Genomic DNA, 16790 nt, shown 5'->3' on the forward strand with positions numbered 1-16790 from the left:
CCATGAGGTTCCCCCGCCGGTTTCAGTCCTTGAGCGCCGCAATGCTGCTGACCGTCGTTCTGTGCGACGGCTTGCAGGCACGGCAGATCGATGTCGTGGCAGGCGAAGGCGTACAGGCGGCCATCGACAAGGCGGAGCCGGGCGATGTCGTCCGGCTTCTGAAAGGTAAGCACAATGGCGCGGTCACGATCGACCGCGCCATTGAACTGAGTGGCGAGCCAGGTGCCGTTGTAGACGGACTTGGCTCGGGCAATGCCATAACGGTCAACGCGCCGGACGCGATCGTGCGTGGGCTGGAAGTGCGTGGCTCGGGCGAAAACATGCCCGACCTCAATTCCGGGATTTTCGTGGCAAAAACCGCCACGGGCGCACGCGTTGAGAACAATCGCCTTATCGATAATCTCTACGGGATTTATTTGCACGGCGCTGCGAATTCCATCGCAAGCGGCAATGAGATCATTGGCCGCCGAGGCGTGCGCATGGCGCAAACCGGCAGTGGAGTTTCAATATGGAATGCCCTCGGCGCACAGGTTATCGGCAACGTCATTCGCTACGGACGCGACGGCATCTATACCAATGCCAGTCGTAAGAATATATTCCGCGACAATGTGATGGAGGATGTCAGGTTCGCCGTTCATTACATGTACACGGATGACAGCCAGGTCATCGGCAATGTTTCGCGCAACAATTCGGTCGGTTTCGCGATCATGTACACCAACCGTCTCAAGGTGCTGGACAATCTGTCTGACGGCGACCGGGATCATGGCTTGTTGCTCAATTATGCAAACAGTTCGGTCATTTCCGGCAATCGCGTGATCGGGCGCAGGCAACCGATAGATCGCTGGCTTGATGCCGGTGTCCAGAAAGCTGAACACGGCCTTCCTGCGGAGGACCAGACGGAAACGCAGACGGGCGAAACCTCGCGGCTCGGTCCGGAAAAATGCGTCTTCATTTACAATGCCAACAAGAACAAGTTCACTGAAAACAGTTTCGAGAACTGCAGCATAGGCATTCACTTTACTGCCGGTTCCGAGGGCAATGCCATGAGCGGCAACGCCTTCATCAACAACCGCAATCAGGTGAAATATGTCGGCACGCGCAACCTCGACTGGTCGGTCAATGGACGTGGCAATTACTGGAGCGACAACCCTGCTTTCGATCTAAACGGCGACGGTATCGCAGACAGCCCTTACCGACCCAATGATCTGATCGACAAGGTTTTGTGGACTGCGCCACAAGCAAAAATTCTCATCAATAGTCCGGCAATCGAGACTATCCGCTGGGCACAGACCCAGTTTCCAGCGCTTCTGCCGGGCGGTGTCATCGATAGCCATCCCCTTATGAAGCCGCCGCATCCGGCCGATCCGGTGAAAGGAAAACCAAATGACTGAGACTGTCATTCTTGATCAGGTCACAAAGTCCTATGGCGGGTTCAACGCCATCAGCGATGCGAGTTTCAGCCTCCACGCTGGAGAAAACATTGCACTGGTCGGCCATAATGGTGCTGGAAAAACAACGATAATAAAGCTCATGCTCGGGCTGATCCGTCCAACCAAGGGCGCGGTTCGCGTGTTAGGCGAGGACCCAGCGACCGGTGCCTTTGCCGCCAGATTGCGGCTTGGCTATCTGCCTGAGCACGTCTCTTTCAATCTGGCGCTGACTGGAGCAGAAACGCTCGGCTTCTATGCGCGGCTCAAGAGAATGCCAGTTGCCCAAAATGTGGAGCTGCTGGAGCACGTCGGCCTTGCCCATGCTGCGAACAGGCGGGTCGGCACCTATTCGAAAGGGATGCGCCAACGACTGGGGCTTGCTCAGGCATTGCTTGGGCAGCCATCCGTTCTGTTGCTTGACGAGCCGACGACCGGTCTCGATCCCGCCTTGCGCCAGAGCTTCTATGAAGTCCTTGAAGAATTGCGGAGCAAAGGCACGACAATCCTCATGTCGTCCCATGCCTTGACCGAACTGGAAACCAAGGTCGGGCGCGTCATCATCGCGAACAAGGGCAAGATCATTGCCGATGGCTCCATTGATGCATTGCGTCGGATTTCACAATTGCCGCTTCGCATACGGGTGCAGACGCCCGATGTCTCTCGGCTGCCTTCGACAGCCGCCAATGCTGCATTGCGCTGGCATCGTCTCGGCCTGGATATTTTCGAAACGGAAGCTCCGACGGAAGGCAAGATGGCTCTTGTTCGCGAAATCGTAGCCATGAACGACAATCTCACAGAATTTGATCTCGTTCCGCCGACGCTGGACGAACTTTACGCCCATTTTCTGAATGCCGGAGAAGCGGCCCTTGCGGAGGCAGCGGAATGAACAATATTCTCATAATCGCTTCCAAGGAAATTCAGGAAGGCTTGCGCAATCGCTGGGTTCTGGCGACCACGTTATTGCTTGCGGCATTAGCACTGAGTATGACTTTTCTCGGCAGTGCTCCCACCGGCAGTTCGGTTGCCGCGAGCAAGTTGGACGTTGTGATCGTCAGCCTCTCCAGCCTGACCATCTTCCTCATTCCTCTCATTGCCCTTCTCATTTCGCATGACGCGGTCGTCGGTGAAATGGAACGCGGTACGATGTTGCTGCTTCTAAGCTATCCGATAAGCCGGTTTCAGCTGGTTCTTGGCAAATTCATCGGCCAGCTTGCCATTCTGGCCTTCGCGACATTGTTCGGGTACGGCGTGGCGGCTGTGGCGCTGATTGTGACCGGGTCCGGCGTGGATGCTGGAAGCTGGCTGTCGCTGTTCAAACTCATTATCTCGTCGGTCCTGCTGGGAGCCGTGTTCATCGCCATCGGCTTTCTCGCAAGTACGCTGGTGCGGGAGCGGAGCACGGCAGCAGGTATCGCCATCGGCGTCTGGCTGTTCTTCGTGCTGATCTATGATGCAGCACTTCTTGCTCTGCTGGTTTTCGATCAGGGCCGTATTGTTGGCGGTGGTGTACTCAACGGTCTGCTTCTTCTCAACCCGGCCGATTCCTACCGGCTTCTCAATTTCGGTCTCGGCCATGCCGGATCGCTGACTGGTATGGGTGGTATAGCCGGTAACGCTACACTCTCGGCTCCAGCTCTGACGCTGGCGCTCGGCCTCTGGGTCTTGCTGCCGCTGTCCCTTTCCATGCTGGTTTTCTCGAGGAAAGAATTATGAAACGCACTCTGTTTCTTGCTCCCCTGTTTCTTGTTCTGCTTGCCGGATGTTCTCCGGATGAAAAGCAAGATGTCGTCATTGCTCCTTTCGCGCTGACAGAAAGCGCGATGGGCCGCTATTGCGGGATGAATGTTCTGGAACATCCTGGTCCCAAGGGCCAGATCATTCTCGAACCGGCAAATGAGGCGGTATGGTTCTCTTCCGCCCGCGATACACTCGCCTTTACAATGTTGCCGGAGGAGCCGAAGGGGATCGCAGCGATCTACGTTTCGGACATGGCGAAAGCGCCAAGCTGGGAAGAGCCGGGAGCGGAAAACTGGGTCGATGCGCGCAAAGCCTTTTTCGTGATTGAAAGCGCTGCTGTAGGCGGAATGGGGGCACAGGAGGCCGTACCGTTTTCGACACGAGAAGCAGCGGAGAAGTTCGTTGCGGAAAAGGGCGGCCGTATTAGAACGTTCACCGAAATACCGGAGGATTACGTTCTCGGCGGTCAGTCAGTACGGACCACCGACGTTGGAGCCGAAAGCCATGCGCATTGAAGGTGGACGGCGTGTCAGTCGCCGGCTTGTGCTTGCGGGCGGTGCGGCTGGAGTAATGCTCTGCGCAATTCCAAAACAGGCAGCTTCACTCGAGCTTCCTGAGTCTATCATCTGGCGCGGCCAAGCGATGGGAGCGCCTGCGAAGATCATACTCTATCATTCTGATCGTCCGACCGCTGAACGGTTGCTACGTGAATCTGCTCTAGAAGCGGAAAGGCTGGAGAATATCTTCAGCCTTTATCGCGCAGAATCAGAACTCGCCAAACTTAATCGCAATGGGGCGTTGGCATCGCCTTCGCCTGATCTGGTCGAGGTCTTGCGGATCTGCCATAAATGCTGGCAGGCCAGCGATGGCCTTTTCGATCCGACAGTACAGCCCCTTTGGAACTGTCTGAAGAAGCATTTTTCGCAAGAGCATTCTTCTCCTGACGGGCCGTCGCGACAGCTTTGGGACGAAGCGCTTGCAAGGGTAGGGTTCGGTTATGTTCTATTCGATGATAACCGTATTGCTTTCACCAAGTCATCTATGTCTCTGACTTTAAACGGTATTGCGCAGGGCTACGTCACCGACCGCGTGACGGCATTGTTGCAAACGGCAGGAGCCGAACATGCGTTGGTCGATATGGGGGAGTATCGCGCTCTCGGTTCAAGACCTGACGGCACGTCATGGCGCATTGGCATCGCCGATCTGGAAGCCCGAGCTGCTGCCGAAGAGTATGTTGATATCCGCAATCAGGCGCTCGCAACATCCAGTTTCACTGGATTTCAGTTCGAGGAGTCCGGACGGTTTAACCATTTGCTCAACCCAAAAACCGGATTTTCAGCGGCACTTTATCGCCGGGTGACCGTAGTAGCCCGCGATGCAGCACGAGCTGATGCCTGGGCGACTGCGTTCAGCCTCATGGACAAGAATCAGATCAAAGTAGTAATCGGGAGCGAGCCGGATATGTCTGTGATTGCACAGACACGGTCAGGCGAACGAGTAGTCCTGCGCTCGTAGGATAATGGGCTGCGTTATCGTACTGATCGCAGGCGCATCCCGTCCTAGGTAGGTTGATACTCAGGGGAAGGCGGGAAAAACTAAGCGGTTTTTTGAAGAATCAGGGTTTCTTATGCAAACGTCACGATGAGGTTTTGTTGGTCTCTAGAATGAATGTCAGGACGACGTGAGGAGCTAGATTTTGCCAATCAAAGCACCATAGAGCCTTGATGATCGTTGACGTTGCCGGACCGAAAACCTGTTCTGGAACGACGTTTCATTGAACCAATTTATCACAACGATTTCAAGGAGGTCGAATGGTGCACTGGCCGCATTGTAGCGCCTCACACGTTGAGATTTCCTCTTTTCAGCCAACTAGTACAACAAAGCGGATATTCCGCTTCCTACTCCTTCGCGGACGTTGACAGCAATGTAGGCGTAACGACCCTTTTGGGGAGCATGTGAATACCAGCGCATCGCAGTTCAGCGTCGCCCTTGGGGCAGAGTATTGGAACTAAAAAAGCGTAGCGTCGATGAAACCCACCGGCGGTATCTGCAAAAAGATCAGTTCCATCGCTTTTGGAAAGTTGGGTCTGTTCGATATGCTTAGTTTGCTTCGGCAAAAACGTGGATTCTCCAATTTTCATTATGGATCGAACATTTACGATTACACTTGGCTAATCAATATCGGAACAATTGCCGCGTCCCTTGAGTTTGTCTCAGGCAACAAATCTATGACCAACATAGAGGAGCGCGAAATGGGTGAATTGTTGTTTTGGATTGTTTTGATTGGGCTGCCCGTGCTTCTCATAAGCGGCTTCGCATATGCACATTATCTAAAGCGTACGGGGGGTACCAGCGCGGGCGAAGATCGAACTTAACGGAAGCAAGGACAAATCGATGGCACCCCGTGCAAATTGGAAAGGCCAGTTGAAAATTGATCAGCTTTTGTGCCCCGTCGCGTTGTTTACGGCGGCATCAACGTCTGATCGTGTGTCATTCCATCTGATTAATCGCAAGACCGGAAACCGCCTCAACCGGGAATTCGTTGACAGCGACACGGGCAAACCGGTGCCGCGCGAAAACCAGGTCAAGGGTTATGAAGTGTCGTCCGGCACCTATTTGAGTTTCAATGAAGAGGAAATCGCTTCGGCCATTCCCGAAAGTGACAAGACGCTGAATGTCACCCGATTTGTCAAATGCGCCGAGATCGACGATGTCTATCTCGACCGGCCATATTATCTTGCCCCGGTTGGAGATAGCGATAGTTTCGTGCTCGTTCGTGAGGGTATGAAATCTGAAAAGGTAGCCGCAATCGCCGAGACTGTCCTTTTCCGCCGCGCGCGACAGGTTCTGATCCGTGCCGACGATGATGGTCTGATAGCCACGACGCTCAATTTCGAATATGAGGTTCGAGCGGCAGCGGAGGCATTTGCCGACGTGGGCACTTTCAAGTTCGATCAGGAAATGCTCGACCTCGCGAAGCATATTATCGACACCAAGATGGGCAGTTTCGACCCCGCAGCCTTCGATGACCGGTACGATGCAGCACTGGCAAGTTTGATAAAGGCGAAGATTGAGGGGAGACCATTCAAGAAGCCGGTCGTGCGGAAGACTGCCGAGGTCATCGATCTCAAGGAGGCTCTTCGCAAGAGCGTGAGTCTGGGCCGGGCCAGGCAGGCCCCGACCAAAGCAACAAAAGGCAAAACCAAGTTCGGGGCGGCCTCTGGAACAAAGTCTGGAAAAAAGGCAGGCTGATCATGGGACAGCCACTCGAAACCTATCGTAGGAAACGCGATTTTACGCGGACCAAGGAACCACGCGGTAAATCCTCACGAATGAAAGGTGATCTCTTCGTCGTGCAAAAACACGATGCCAGAAGATTGCATTATGATTTTCGCCTTGAAATGGATGGCGTGCTGAAAAGCTGGGCCGTGACGCGAGGTCCAAGCCTTGTTCCTGGTGAAAAGCGGCTTGCGGTTCATGTGGAGGACCATCCCCTTGAATATGGGGGCTTTGAAGGCACGATCCCGAAAGGCGAATATGGGGGAGGTACAGTTATCGTCTGGGATACAGGGCGGTGGAAATCCATTGGCGACCCACATAAGCAATACAAAAAAGGACATCTCGAGTTTGAGCTTGATGGAGAAAAACTCAAAGGCCGCTGGCATTTGGTTCGTATGCACGGAAAACCAGGCGAGAAGCGAGAAAATTGGCTCCTCATCAAGGGAGAGGACGAGTTCGCCAGGGGAGGTCCTGATGAGCCCGACATTCTTGAAGAGAAGCCGAATTCTGTAAAAACTGGTCGTACGATCGCTGATGTGGAAGACGAAGCGCCAGGCTGGTCATCGAAGACCGGTCCCATCCATAAGGAGGCGGCCGTTCAAGAAGCGCGCAGGGGGGCAAAGATCAGAAATGCGAGGAAGCGGGCGATGCCGGGTTTCGTCAAGCCTGAGCTTGCTACACTCGTATCAGCCGCTCCAGATGGAGACCTCTGGCTCCACGAGATCAAGTTCGACGGTTATCGCATTCAGGCTCATATTGCAGGGGGCACGGTCAACCTTTATTCGCGCGGGGGACTGGATTGGACCGGAAAATTCGGGCAGCTGATTGTCGACGATCTTGTTGGTACTGGCGTGAATGAAGCCATCTACGATGGTGAGGTCGTGGTCGAAAACCAGTCGGGACTATCTGATTTTTCAGCTTTGCAGGAGGATTTGAGCGAGGGGCGTTCGGATCGGTTCGTCTACTATCTCTTTGATCTTCTGTATGTTGACGGCAAAGACCTGCGCCAGACACCTCTGGCTGAGCGCAAGAGGTTGCTTGAAAAACTGATCTCTGGATCATCGTCAACTCTTCGCTTCAGTGAGGCATTTGATGCGGATGGGGCTACGGTACTGAAGAATGCATGCGGGCTCGGTCTTGAAGGCATTGTATCGAAGCTCAGAGACGCATCTTATAGAAGCGGTCGAAGCAACGCTTGGCGCAAGTCGAAATGCATTGGACGACAGGAATTCGTCATTGCAGGCTATGTTCCTTCGTCGGCAACGCGAGCGGCAGTCGGTTCGCTCCTCCTGGGTGTACAGGATAAAACGGGGCTGGTTCCCGTGGGCCGGGTGGGAACGGGCTTTTCGGTCAGGATTGCAAAAGAACTTTACAAACGGCTGCAGGCCATGCGGCTGGAAGAGAGTCCATTCGCCGTACCACTGACCGCAGATGAAAAACGCGGCATCAGGTTCGTCACGCCCCAACTGGTAGCAGAAATCGAATTTGGCGCCTGGACGGCTGACAAACGTTTGCGTCACGCTTCTTTCAGAGGATTGCGCGACGATAAAGCTGCCAAGGACATCATATGGGAGACGCAAACCATGTCAGCTCGTGTTTCCGGCAACGCTCCAGATCAAATCGACGTGAAGCTCACACATCCCGACCGGATTTACTGGCCGGGTGAGGGTGTCACAAAACAGGGGCTTGCCGATTATTACGCCGATGTCTGGCCTCGCATCGAACCTTTTATCGTCAACCGCCCCCTGGCATTGGTGCGCTGCCCGACTGGCATCGACGGAGAACACTTTTTCCAAAAACATGCATGGAAAGGGCTGAATAAGCATATTGTCGAGGTTGAGGACCCAAAGAACAAGGAAGAAGAACCTTACATCAGTATTCGGGAGTTTGACGGACTGATCGGTCTGGTGCAAGCTGCGACGCTGGAAATTCACCCCTGGGGTTCTACGCTTAAAAACTGGGAACTGCCGGACATGTTGACCATGGACCTCGATCCGGGTGAGGGGGTTCCCTGGCCACACGTGATCGAAGCTGCGACCGAGACTAAGGAACGTCTGGAAAAACTCGGATTGACGACGTTTGTTAAAACGTCTGGCGGCAAGGGGCTGCATGTGGTCGCGCCATTGAAACCGAAGGCCGACTGGGACGCCCTCAAGAGCTTTACCAAGGCTATTGCCGATCAGATGGCTGCGGACAGCCCTGATCGCTATGTCTCGACTATTTCCAAGGCCAAGCGCAAAGGCAAAATTCTTATCGACTATCTACGCAACCAGCGCGGCATGACTGCTGTAGCACCCTATTCGCCGCGAGCACGTCCTGGAGCTGCAGTTTCCATGCCACTTGCGTGGGAAGAAGTGACGCCAGCAATAGGCCCCACCCATTTTACTATTCTCAACACGCCGACCCGGCTGGCTGCATTGAATAATGATCCTTGGCAGGAGTTTAGCAGCGCGGAAACACCGCTGCCCAAGCTGAAGAAATAAGCAGCGCTCTTCACATCATTTTTTTTTGTTTTCACCGGCGAGGCTTTTTCGTAGGGCATCCATGATGTTGATAACATTGTCTTCGGTTTCTGGTGCCGTCTTGCGCGGCTTCGACCCTGTTGCCGGTTTCTTTTTCTTCTTTGCAGCGATCATCGACTGAAGGTTCTTCTGCATTGGGTCCTGAAGAAAATCGGGATTCCAATCTTCTGTCTTACCCTTGATGAGTCTGCGGACCATGGAAAGAAGCTTCGTGTCCGGTTTGTCTTCCTCAGTATCTGGAAAATAGTCGGTCGCTTTCCGCACCTCATCGCCGAAGCGCAGCGTCCACAGGATAATCCCGCGCCCGCTTGGCTCAAGAAGCACTGCTCTTTCGCGCCGGTACATGACGAGGCGGGCCAGACCGAAGACTGCGCTTTTATACATTGCCTCCCGAATGACGGAAAAGGCTTCCTGACCTACCTTGTCGGAAGGCGCGAGATAGTGCGGTTTGTCGTACCAGATCCAGCCAATGCTGTCGCGCGGTACAAATTTGTCGATGTCTATAGTTCTGGTGCTCTCGAGTGCCACAGCTTCCAGCTCATCCTCTTCAAGTATGATATAGCTGCCGTCGTCTTTCTCGAACCCTTTGACCTCATCGTCATCTCGTACAGGCTTTTGCGTAACGGAATCCACATATCGGCTGATCACCCGGTTGCCGGTCTCGGCATTCAGGGTGTGGAAGCGCACCTTCTCGTTTTCGCTGGTCGCAGGTGTCAGCTCCACTGCACAGGTGACGAGCGAGAGTTTGAGATAGCCTTTCCAGAAACTGTGGGGCACGAGCTGATCCTCCGGAAAGAACAGGATAACCTGTTTGAAGCCCGATAGTTCCCGATCAGATTTGTTCAGCCTGGGAACCTGTCGCGGTTTGTAGTGGTTATTCGGCAAGGAAAGTACAACTGGAGTTGCCAATTGCTTAAAAAGTATTCCGCCGTACCGTCGCTTGAAAACGAAGCTGCTCAGGACAAGCTGCTCCATGTCAGCGATACCGCGCCGGGAATTAGACGCCAGCGTTGCGGAGCCGGTTTCCGTTATGTCCAGTTTGACAAAAAGGCGATTTCCGTCGCAGATCGAAACAGGATTGCTAAGCTTGCCATTCCGCCTGCTTGGAGCGATGTCTGGATATGTTGCGATCAGCGCGGACATATACAGGCAACCGGGCGTGATACGCGCGGAAGGAAGCAGTATCGTTATCACCCCGCGTGGATGGCGATGCAGGAGGAAACCAAATTCTCAAATCTGCCAGACTTCGCCCGTGCACTTAGCCGACTGCGTAAAGCACTTGATGCTGATATGCAGCGACGCTCGCTCTGTCGTGAAAAGGTCGTTGCGACCGTCATCTGGCTAATGGATCGACTATTGCTGCGGGTCGGAAATCCAGATTATGCACGCGACAACAAGAGCTTTGGGGTCACTACGCTTCGCAATCGGCATTTGCGGGATGATGGTAGCGGATTGCGGCTCGTCTTTACTGGAAAATCGGGAAAAATGTGGACTCTCAAGCTTTCCGATAAACGAATTGCCCGTATCGTACGCTCCATCCAGGAACTGCCTGGGCAACAGTTGTTTCAATATATTGACGAGGCGGGTGATCGCTGTCCCGTTTCCTCACAGGATATAAATGACTATCTGCGAATGGCCATGCGGTCCGATTTCACGTCGAAGCATTTCCGGACATGGGCTGCAACGGCAACTGCCCTTGAGTTGTTACGCTGCCTCGATTTGCCTGAGAGTGACAGGGCGCAAAAGCAGAGGCTTAATAGCGAAATCGATAAGGTTGCGCACCTGCTCGGCAATACAAGAGAGGTATGCCGGAGGTCTTATATACATCCCGCTATCCCTGAACACTGGCTGACTGGAAAACTTGCTTCGGAGATCAACGCCGCTGGGGCTATCCGGCTAGCAGCGCCGGAGCTCAGCGACGCTGAACGTTGCACGTTGAAATGGCTGCTTTTCATTAAGACTGGAGGTGAGACCTCTTGCCTGCGGTATAACTGATCAATCGAAGGTTGTAGCTCACGAGTTCTCACATAGAAAGGCAGCTCCGCGAGGCCGCTTTTTTGTTTTATGGCTTTTCACGAATAACATTCGTCTGGCATTTACGACTTGAATCCAATAGATTTTTTCTTGGTCGCCCTTGAATCTTCCGCATACCGGTATGGAAAAATTTTATGGATAGTGCAGTGCTTTTCTTGCATGCGCGTGGACAGTCGGCCGATGAAATCCGGATGTTGGATTGGAACAGCAATCCAATCGGAAAGCCAGAAAACTGGCCCACTTCTCTGATAACTGCGGTTCAGATGATGCTGGCTTCGCATTTCCCAAAGGCCATTATCTGGGGACCGGAATTCACCACGATTTATAACGATGCCTTCCGGCAGATTCTCGGTGAGAAAGAGAACTGTTTGGGAGCTTCTTTCCGCGATATTTGGGCCGAGGCTTGGGATGAAATTCAACCAATGGTCCAGAAGACCTATGCGGGTGAAGCCATCTTTATTGAAGACTTTCCCTTGATCATCGATCGGCACGGATACCCAGAGCAATGTTATTTTACCTTCTGCTACAGTCCGATTTATAATGAACGGGGACAAATAGCCGGCATGATGGATACTGTCATCGAGACCACGGCAAAGGTTGAAGCGGAAAAACATGCTCGCATACTGAATGCCGAACTCGCTCATCGGATCAAAAATACCTTTAGCATAGTAGCGGCGATTGCAGGTCAGACTTTCAATAACAATGCTGATGAAGAAGTGATCAACACCTTTACCAGACGCCTGTTTGCACTCGGAAATGCACACGATGTGTTACGATTGGGCAAAAGCTCCGAAGGTTCTCTTCGTCAGATTGTGAGCGGAATAACAAACGCGCTGGCGGTGGCGGATCGCGTACAGATAAGCGGACCGGATGTGCTGATCGGCCCTAAAGGAGCTTCAACGCTATCGCTTCTAATCCACGAACTGACCACCAATGCGATCAAATATGGCGCTCTTTCAAACAATGAGGGTCATGTGCTGTTAGAAGTAGCTGTGTCAAAAAAACAGGATGATGCAGTTTTCTCGTTGCGTTGGGCTGAATTTGGTGGGCCACCTGTTATCGCGCCAACTAAGACCGGGTTTGGCTCCAAGCTCATAAAAATGGGACTGTTAGGCGCCGGTGAGGTTGACGCTGACTATGGAACCGAAGGGTTTGTTGCGAAATTCTCTGCCCCTCTTCGCCAGTTGCAGGGTGAAGGTCGTCTTTTCGACTCTACTTAGTTGGACCAGAAATGCTCCATTCCAGTCCCCCCTTGTCATGAGCTTTATTATAAACGGCTGACAGATGGGTATCTGACGTGTTTAGGCCGCTTTGAGATCGGTTCTGAAAGGTCCTGCTCAGCCAAAGAGTTAAGCCAGGATTCCTGACGTCGAAGCGGCATTTCGAAAGCAAGTCGTGCGTCTTCGGCACTCCCAATGTCGTGTGCATAAAAGGCAGACCGTGATAGCGACGCCGAGACTATCTAGTTTGAGCCTATTCCATTGAGACAGCAATATATTCTCGGCATCTGCGACTGTTCTCAGCGTCTGCGGGATGCCGTCCGCAATTTTAATGACCACAGCGTCATCCCGGTGTACCATGTTCCATGGTGAGCTTATAATCGCGGACAACAAGGGGAGCAGGTCAAACCCCCATCAATTTGAAAGTTCCGTGGTTTGCCAAGTCTTATCGCCAGGAGTCGATCAGCTCATCCGTGCAGACGAGTTCCAATTGCTCACTAAATCGTTGGTGACAAAGAGAGATAATTGCGTCGTGGGTTTGATCGGAAACGCTGCATACTGCATCGTGGACAATGATCACCCGATATCCGCGATCTACGGCACCCAATAGTGTTGCGAGAACACAAAGATCGGTCTCCGCTCCGCTAACGATCAAAGTATGAACGCGCCTTTTGTGCAGATATCGCTGGAGGAAGCCTTCGGTCCAAGGGGAGTAAACAGTCTTATCGAGTACAACAGCAGGCGGCGAAAAATCTCCCAGCGGGTCCACAAGGTCGATGAATGACGGATCGATACGATTGAGAGTAAGGGTTTCCCACTTGCGGTAATAACCTCTCCATGCTCCCAGGGCAGCGTCGGGTGACCTTGGAGGTATAAAGCGAGTAAAGATCGTTTCTTCACTGCGCTGGGAGCAGATATCCACGATATTGGGCAAGATTGCGTCAATCCATGGCACGTGCCAAGGCGAAGCAGGTCCGAAAAGATTCTGCATGTCTATGCATAGATGCATGCAGCCGCCCCGCAAATCTCAACGTAGAAGCCCGGTTTCCAGAGGCATGTTATCCTTCAAGTCTTTCTATGACGATTTGCCCACGGGCTCCCTCAAGCAGACGCAATATCCGCGCCGTTGCTTCGTTCACCGCGTCGGCTGTTGACAAGTGAACATGCTGCGGGTTCTGGAAGTAGACAGAAACGGCAGTTCCTGCATCGTCAAAAAACTGAACCGAATAAGCTTCATTGTCTTCCATCGAAACGACTTGGGTTTCCATAGTCATTTGCCAAACTCCTGCCAAATATGCCGAACCCGCCAGAATTGCTTTCGTTCCAGATTGAAATACCCGGGGTTTCAGCAACGAGGCGAAGCCGAATACGGCTGGTTCCCACGCTCATCGCGCTCCACTTCACAACCGTACGCTATCGTACAGACAGACCTTGCGGAGGAACTAACTGGCTGGCTGGGCCTTACCTTACCTGGGGAAGGAGGAGACACATGCCCTCGATATCCGAGTTCGAAGAAGAGTTGCTGGCACTTGGACCTGCGCTTCATCAGTTCGCCAGAACGATGTACCATCAGCGTTCCGACGTAGAGGACCTTGTTCAGGAAACGCTATTAAAAGCTCTGTGCAATCGCGATAAGTTCGTCCCCTATGGATCGCTCAAATCCTGGCTGTTCACCATCATGAAGAACACATTCTGCACCCGGATCAAGAAATCCCGCCGCGAAGATGCAATTGAGAATTGGGAGGGACCAACAATCAACCCATCGCAGGATTGGGCCATGGAATTGCAGGATGTCGGGGAGGCTTTCTGTAAACTGTCGCCGGCACATAAGAGCGTTCTTGACTTAGTGATATTTCGCGGGCTGAGTTACGAAAAGGCTGCGATGGCGGCAGGCTGCACGGTCGGAACGATCAAGAGCAGGCTTAACAGAGCAAGAGCGCAACTCGAAAGCGACTTGTATCCGGCTGAAAAGAGTCTTCGGAAATGATAGCTTAAACGAATTTCTGCGAGTGATTGGTGTTGGCCGCGAAATCGTGATGCCGGATCTCAAATCGTGAATGAGCGAGCCTTGCAGCTAGCTCTGAAATGTAATTAAGATCACGCAAGCCGCTTTCATATAGTCGTATTATGCACTCTGCGAGCTCAGTGGCCGAATAAGAACGGTCACTTTCTTCGAGAATTATTGCAGATTGAGCAAAACAACTACGCATGAAATTAACTTCAACTGATGAGTAAATTCTGCTGGCTTCATTAAATAACGGCATGTCAGCCTCCATCAAGAAACGAAGCTTCAATGATACGCTGTTTACTGGACTTAGATAGTCTTAAAACCTGTTCTTTCGCATTGGTGCGGTAGCGTACCGAAATAAGCGTTTACCGATTGCTTCTCGGAACCAACCATCCTTCCGCGGTGTTTCCACTTCATGATGATGGAATGAGGATCACGAAATGCCGTTTCCTCCACAGAATGCCATTGCTAACAAACTTTTGGCTTTGCTTCCGCCCTCCGATTATGAAGCCATTATCCAGGAAACTACTTATGTGGAACTTCCGCGTGGGACGGTGCTTGCAGAAACGGGGAAGCCGATCGCGAAAGTTTATTTTCTTACGACAGGCATCGGCTCGGTTATTGTGACGACCGCCGAAGGAAAACGTGCAGAAGCGGGAATTTTCGGCTTCGATGGGTATATTCCAACGTCTGCAATCGCTGGTGTCGAAAACAGTTCTTATGACGTCCTGGTTCAGGTTGCTGCGCAAGGTTATGAAATGCCTTATGAGAAGTTTCGGCGGTGGATGGACGAAAGCCGCAGTTTTTCCAGGATCATGATCCGCTCTATCGAGGCGTTTTCCGTTCAGCTTGCCTATACCGCCGTCTCGAATGCCATTCATGAAGTCACGCAACGATTGGCCCGATGGTTGCTGATGTGTGATGACCGAATATTAGGCAAAGAAATAGCAATCACTCACGAGTTCCTGTCGATAATGCTTGCAGTTCGTCGGCCAAGTGTCACGACTTCTCTTCATGTTCTTGAAGGATTGGGCTTGATCAAGTCTGAACGAGGAGTTGTCTTTATTCGTAATCGTCACGGGCTGGAACGCTATGCTCGAGATGCCTATGGCTGGCCGGAAAAGGAATACGTGCGGCTGATGCAGGGATTTGAACCTGTCGGTGACATCTAGTTTTGAGCGCCGAAAAGCTGGCTATATTCTTCTTCGGGTTTTCCGTAGGCTTCGCCAGCAAATTCTTCGAGACCCCTACGGTCACGTATTGTGATGCGGCCTCGCTCTGATCGCACCAGTTTTTTGCCTTCCAGTAGGTGAAGTCCTGTCGTAATGCTGGGGCGTCTTACACCGAGCATGAGAGCGATGAAGTCGTGGGTCAGGATAATTTCATCCCCGTCAACACGATCATGTGACATCAAGAGCCAGCGCGCCAGCCGCTCGTGAACATGCAAGTTTACGTTGGCCCAGACAGTATAAGAAACCTGTGAGGCAAAAGTCTGAATGTAACGGGCCAACAAACTGGCAAACACGCTGTTGCGATTGATTTCCTCTCGTGCAGCACTGACGGCAATCCGATGACCGTAGCCGCTGACTTGCATGATAATTTCATGAATGCTGGTTGTGGCGCCAACCGCTCCTGACGTTGGTGAAAACCCTTCGCGTCCGACCATGCCAGCCTCTACCAGCTGACCTCTGGTCGATACGGCGATGACCGAACTGATCCCGCCGCAAAGAAAGTATAGATAGTCGATCGATTGATTGGCCCTGACAATAACTTGACCACGCTCAAGCGTGACAGGTTCCAGGGACGAACAAATACTATTGAGAATTTCTGGAGGCAGGCTCTTCAACAGGCGGTTGTGCAGTTTAGATTCGTCGTACATCTGTGCTACTTCGGGCAAAGTACCAGCTATTCGCCGTTGTGCCCCCCCAACTCTCTTTTACGGTTGGGATTCTATAACACTCTGATCCGGCAAATGATTTTTGGTACGGTAGCGGACAAATCTGGAAATGAGTTGCGACCGAATTTTCCTTTGATGGCAAGCTGAAACTTTTTGTCCCGCTATTGGTTGCATCTTCAAAAACCTGAAAACAGGAGGCACAGATAATGCAATTCAAACTGCTGGGAGAAGGAGCGGGGCAACGGATCTTCGTCGTCATTCTCGCTCCGGAAGAAGCGGTGGTCGCGACACTTACCCGGTTTGTCCGGGGACAGGATCTAACAGCAGCCTCGGTAACCGCGATTGGAGCTTTCCGACGCGCTACGCTTGGATTTTTCGACCTTGAGCGACAAGACTATCACCGGATCGAACTTGACGAGCAGTGCGAGGTACTTAGCTTGCTGGGTGATTGCGCTCTGGGCGAAGAGGGCAGTCCGATTCTTCATTTGCATGTGGTTTTGGGAATTCGTAACGGTGAGGCGAAAGGCGGGCACCTGATTGAAGCCTTGGTGCGGCCGACGCTCGAAGTAATGATTAAGGAAAATACCAGCACTATGGTGCGGACCTATCGACCGGAATTCGGCATAGCGCTGATTGATCCACGAAAATAACAATGCAGTGGAG

At 52.5% G+C, this 16790-nt stretch carries 17 protein-coding genes; 13 read left to right on the top strand and 4 right to left on the bottom strand.

Annotation, left to right across the window (positions count from 1 at the left end; genetic code table 11):
• Positions 1-2: 2 nt before the first annotated feature.
• From AAE521_RS08245 to ligD, 8 genes are all read left to right on the top strand, one after another.
• The gene (locus tag AAE521_RS08245) at positions 3-1391 is read left to right on the top strand and encodes a nitrous oxide reductase family maturation protein NosD (protein ID WP_342061032.1); all 1389 of its coding nucleotides are present in this window, start codon (positions 3-5) and stop codon (positions 1389-1391) included.
• Complete coding sequence (locus tag AAE521_RS08250) at positions 1384-2316, top strand: ABC transporter ATP-binding protein (RefSeq protein WP_342061033.1); 933 nt, start codon at positions 1384-1386, stop codon at positions 2314-2316. Before AAE521_RS08245 ends, AAE521_RS08250 begins: the two co-directional genes overlap by 8 nt.
• Complete coding sequence (locus AAE521_RS08255; RefSeq protein ID WP_342061034.1) at positions 2313-3143, top strand: ABC transporter permease subunit; 831 nt, start codon at positions 2313-2315, stop codon at positions 3141-3143. Before AAE521_RS08250 ends, AAE521_RS08255 begins: the two co-directional genes overlap by 4 nt.
• Positions 3140-3682 (top strand): nitrous oxide reductase accessory protein NosL, encoded by a 543-nt coding sequence (locus AAE521_RS08260; RefSeq protein ID WP_342061035.1) that lies wholly within the window; start codon positions 3140-3142, stop codon positions 3680-3682. The genes AAE521_RS08255 and AAE521_RS08260 overlap by 4 nt, the downstream gene beginning before the upstream one ends.
• Positions 3672-4682: an FAD:protein FMN transferase gene (locus AAE521_RS08265; RefSeq protein WP_374864442.1), complete on the top strand. Its 1011-nt coding sequence runs from the start codon at positions 3672-3674 to the stop codon at positions 4680-4682. The genes AAE521_RS08260 and AAE521_RS08265 overlap by 11 nt, the downstream gene beginning before the upstream one ends.
• 512 nt (positions 4683-5194) lie before the next feature.
• Positions 5195-5542 carry a hypothetical protein gene (locus AAE521_RS08270; protein ID WP_071630668.1) on the top strand — a complete coding sequence of 116 codons (348 nt, stop codon included), beginning with the start codon at positions 5195-5197 and terminating at the stop codon, positions 5540-5542.
• Between the two features lie 19 nt (positions 5543-5561).
• Positions 5562-6419 (top strand): non-homologous end joining protein Ku, encoded by an 858-nt coding sequence (gene ku, locus AAE521_RS08275; RefSeq protein ID WP_342061036.1) that lies wholly within the window; start codon positions 5562-5564, stop codon positions 6417-6419.
• 2 nt (positions 6420-6421) lie between these two features.
• Complete coding sequence (gene ligD, locus AAE521_RS08280; RefSeq protein ID WP_342061037.1) at positions 6422-8929, top strand: DNA ligase D; 2508 nt, start codon at positions 6422-6424, stop codon at positions 8927-8929.
• A gap of 15 nt (positions 8930-8944) precedes the next feature.
• Here ligD and ku (AAE521_RS08285) read toward each other — a convergent pair whose 3' ends face one another.
• Complete coding sequence (gene ku, locus AAE521_RS08285) at positions 8945-9745, bottom strand: non-homologous end joining protein Ku (protein ID WP_342061038.1); 801 nt, start codon at positions 9743-9745, stop codon at positions 8945-8947.
• 93 nt (positions 9746-9838) lie between these two features.
• Between ku (AAE521_RS08285) and AAE521_RS08290 the strand changes: the two genes are divergently transcribed.
• Together AAE521_RS08290 and AAE521_RS08295 are read left to right on the top strand one after the other, a co-directional pair.
• Complete coding sequence (locus AAE521_RS08290; RefSeq protein WP_342061039.1) at positions 9839-10963, top strand: DNA topoisomerase IB; 1125 nt, start codon at positions 9839-9841, stop codon at positions 10961-10963.
• A gap of 173 nt (positions 10964-11136) precedes the next feature.
• The gene (locus AAE521_RS08295; protein WP_071630664.1) at positions 11137-12222 is read left to right on the top strand and encodes a sensor histidine kinase; all 1086 of its coding nucleotides are present in this window, start codon (positions 11137-11139) and stop codon (positions 12220-12222) included.
• A gap of 445 nt (positions 12223-12667) precedes the next feature.
• On the opposite strand, the gene AAE521_RS08300 is transcribed toward AAE521_RS08295, so the two are convergent.
• Positions 12668-13231, bottom strand: a complete 564-nt coding sequence (locus AAE521_RS08300) for a cysteine hydrolase family protein (protein ID WP_342061040.1) — start codon at positions 13229-13231, stop codon at positions 12668-12670.
• A 49-nt stretch (positions 13232-13280) separates the two neighbouring features.
• On the bottom strand, positions 13281-13496 hold the full coding sequence (locus AAE521_RS08305; RefSeq protein ID WP_143132692.1) for a hypothetical protein: 216 nt from the start codon (positions 13494-13496) through the stop codon (positions 13281-13283).
• 215 nt (positions 13497-13711) lie between these two features.
• Here AAE521_RS08305 and AAE521_RS08310 point away from each other — a divergent pair, with 215 nt between their 5' ends.
• Together AAE521_RS08310 and AAE521_RS08315 are read left to right on the top strand one after the other, a co-directional pair.
• Positions 13712-14209, top strand: a complete 498-nt coding sequence (locus AAE521_RS08310; protein WP_342061041.1) for a sigma-70 family RNA polymerase sigma factor — start codon at positions 13712-13714, stop codon at positions 14207-14209.
• A 461-nt stretch (positions 14210-14670) separates the two neighbouring features.
• Positions 14671-15402 (top strand): Crp/Fnr family transcriptional regulator, encoded by a 732-nt coding sequence (locus AAE521_RS08315; RefSeq protein WP_071630660.1) that lies wholly within the window; start codon positions 14671-14673, stop codon positions 15400-15402.
• Here AAE521_RS08315 and AAE521_RS08320 read toward each other — a convergent pair.
• On the bottom strand, positions 15399-16109 hold the full coding sequence (locus tag AAE521_RS08320; RefSeq protein WP_071630659.1) for a Crp/Fnr family transcriptional regulator: 711 nt from the start codon (positions 16107-16109) through the stop codon (positions 15399-15401). The two genes, AAE521_RS08315 and AAE521_RS08320, sit on opposite strands and share 4 nt — an antisense overlap.
• A gap of 224 nt (positions 16110-16333) precedes the next feature.
• On the opposite strand from AAE521_RS08320, the gene AAE521_RS08325 reads away from it, so the two are divergent.
• Entirely contained in the window at positions 16334-16777 is a 444-nt protein-coding gene (locus AAE521_RS08325) for a PPC domain-containing DNA-binding protein (protein WP_342061042.1), read from the top strand.
• The last annotated feature ends 13 nt before the right edge of the window (positions 16778-16790 follow it).

This window comes from Brucella cytisi (assembly GCF_038433355.1).
In the GTDB taxonomy this organism is placed as follows: domain Bacteria; phylum Pseudomonadota; class Alphaproteobacteria; order Rhizobiales; family Rhizobiaceae; genus Brucella; species Brucella cytisi.

Coding starts and splice junctions, on each gene's coding strand:
- AAE521_RS08245 (WP_342061032.1), top strand. CDS start 3: ATGAGGTTCCCCCGCCGGTTTCAGTCCTTGAGCGCCGCAATGCTGCTG.
- AAE521_RS08250 (WP_342061033.1), top strand. CDS start 1,384: ATGACTGAGACTGTCATTCTTGATCAGGTCACAAAGTCCTATGGCGGG.
- AAE521_RS08255 (WP_342061034.1), top strand. CDS start 2,313: ATGAACAATATTCTCATAATCGCTTCCAAGGAAATTCAGGAAGGCTTG.
- AAE521_RS08260 (WP_342061035.1), top strand. CDS start 3,140: ATGAAACGCACTCTGTTTCTTGCTCCCCTGTTTCTTGTTCTGCTTGCC.
- AAE521_RS08265 (WP_374864442.1), top strand. CDS start 3,672: ATGCGCATTGAAGGTGGACGGCGTGTCAGTCGCCGGCTTGTGCTTGCG.
- AAE521_RS08270 (WP_071630668.1), top strand. CDS start 5,195: ATGAAACCCACCGGCGGTATCTGCAAAAAGATCAGTTCCATCGCTTTT.
- ku (WP_342061036.1), top strand. CDS start 5,562: ATGGCACCCCGTGCAAATTGGAAAGGCCAGTTGAAAATTGATCAGCTT.
- ligD (WP_342061037.1), top strand. CDS start 6,422: ATGGGACAGCCACTCGAAACCTATCGTAGGAAACGCGATTTTACGCGG.
- AAE521_RS08295 (WP_071630664.1), top strand. CDS start 11,137: ATGGATAGTGCAGTGCTTTTCTTGCATGCGCGTGGACAGTCGGCCGAT.
- AAE521_RS08300 (WP_342061040.1), bottom strand. CDS start 13,231: ATGCATCTATGCATAGACATGCAGAATCTTTTCGGACCTGCTTCGCCT.
- AAE521_RS08305 (WP_143132692.1), bottom strand. CDS start 13,496: ATGACTATGGAAACCCAAGTCGTTTCGATGGAAGACAATGAAGCTTAT.
- AAE521_RS08310 (WP_342061041.1), top strand. CDS start 13,712: ATGCCCTCGATATCCGAGTTCGAAGAAGAGTTGCTGGCACTTGGACCT.
- AAE521_RS08315 (WP_071630660.1), top strand. CDS start 14,671: ATGCCGTTTCCTCCACAGAATGCCATTGCTAACAAACTTTTGGCTTTG.
- AAE521_RS08320 (WP_071630659.1), bottom strand. CDS start 16,109: ATGTACGACGAATCTAAACTGCACAACCGCCTGTTGAAGAGCCTGCCT.
- AAE521_RS08325 (WP_342061042.1), top strand. CDS start 16,334: ATGCAATTCAAACTGCTGGGAGAAGGAGCGGGGCAACGGATCTTCGTC.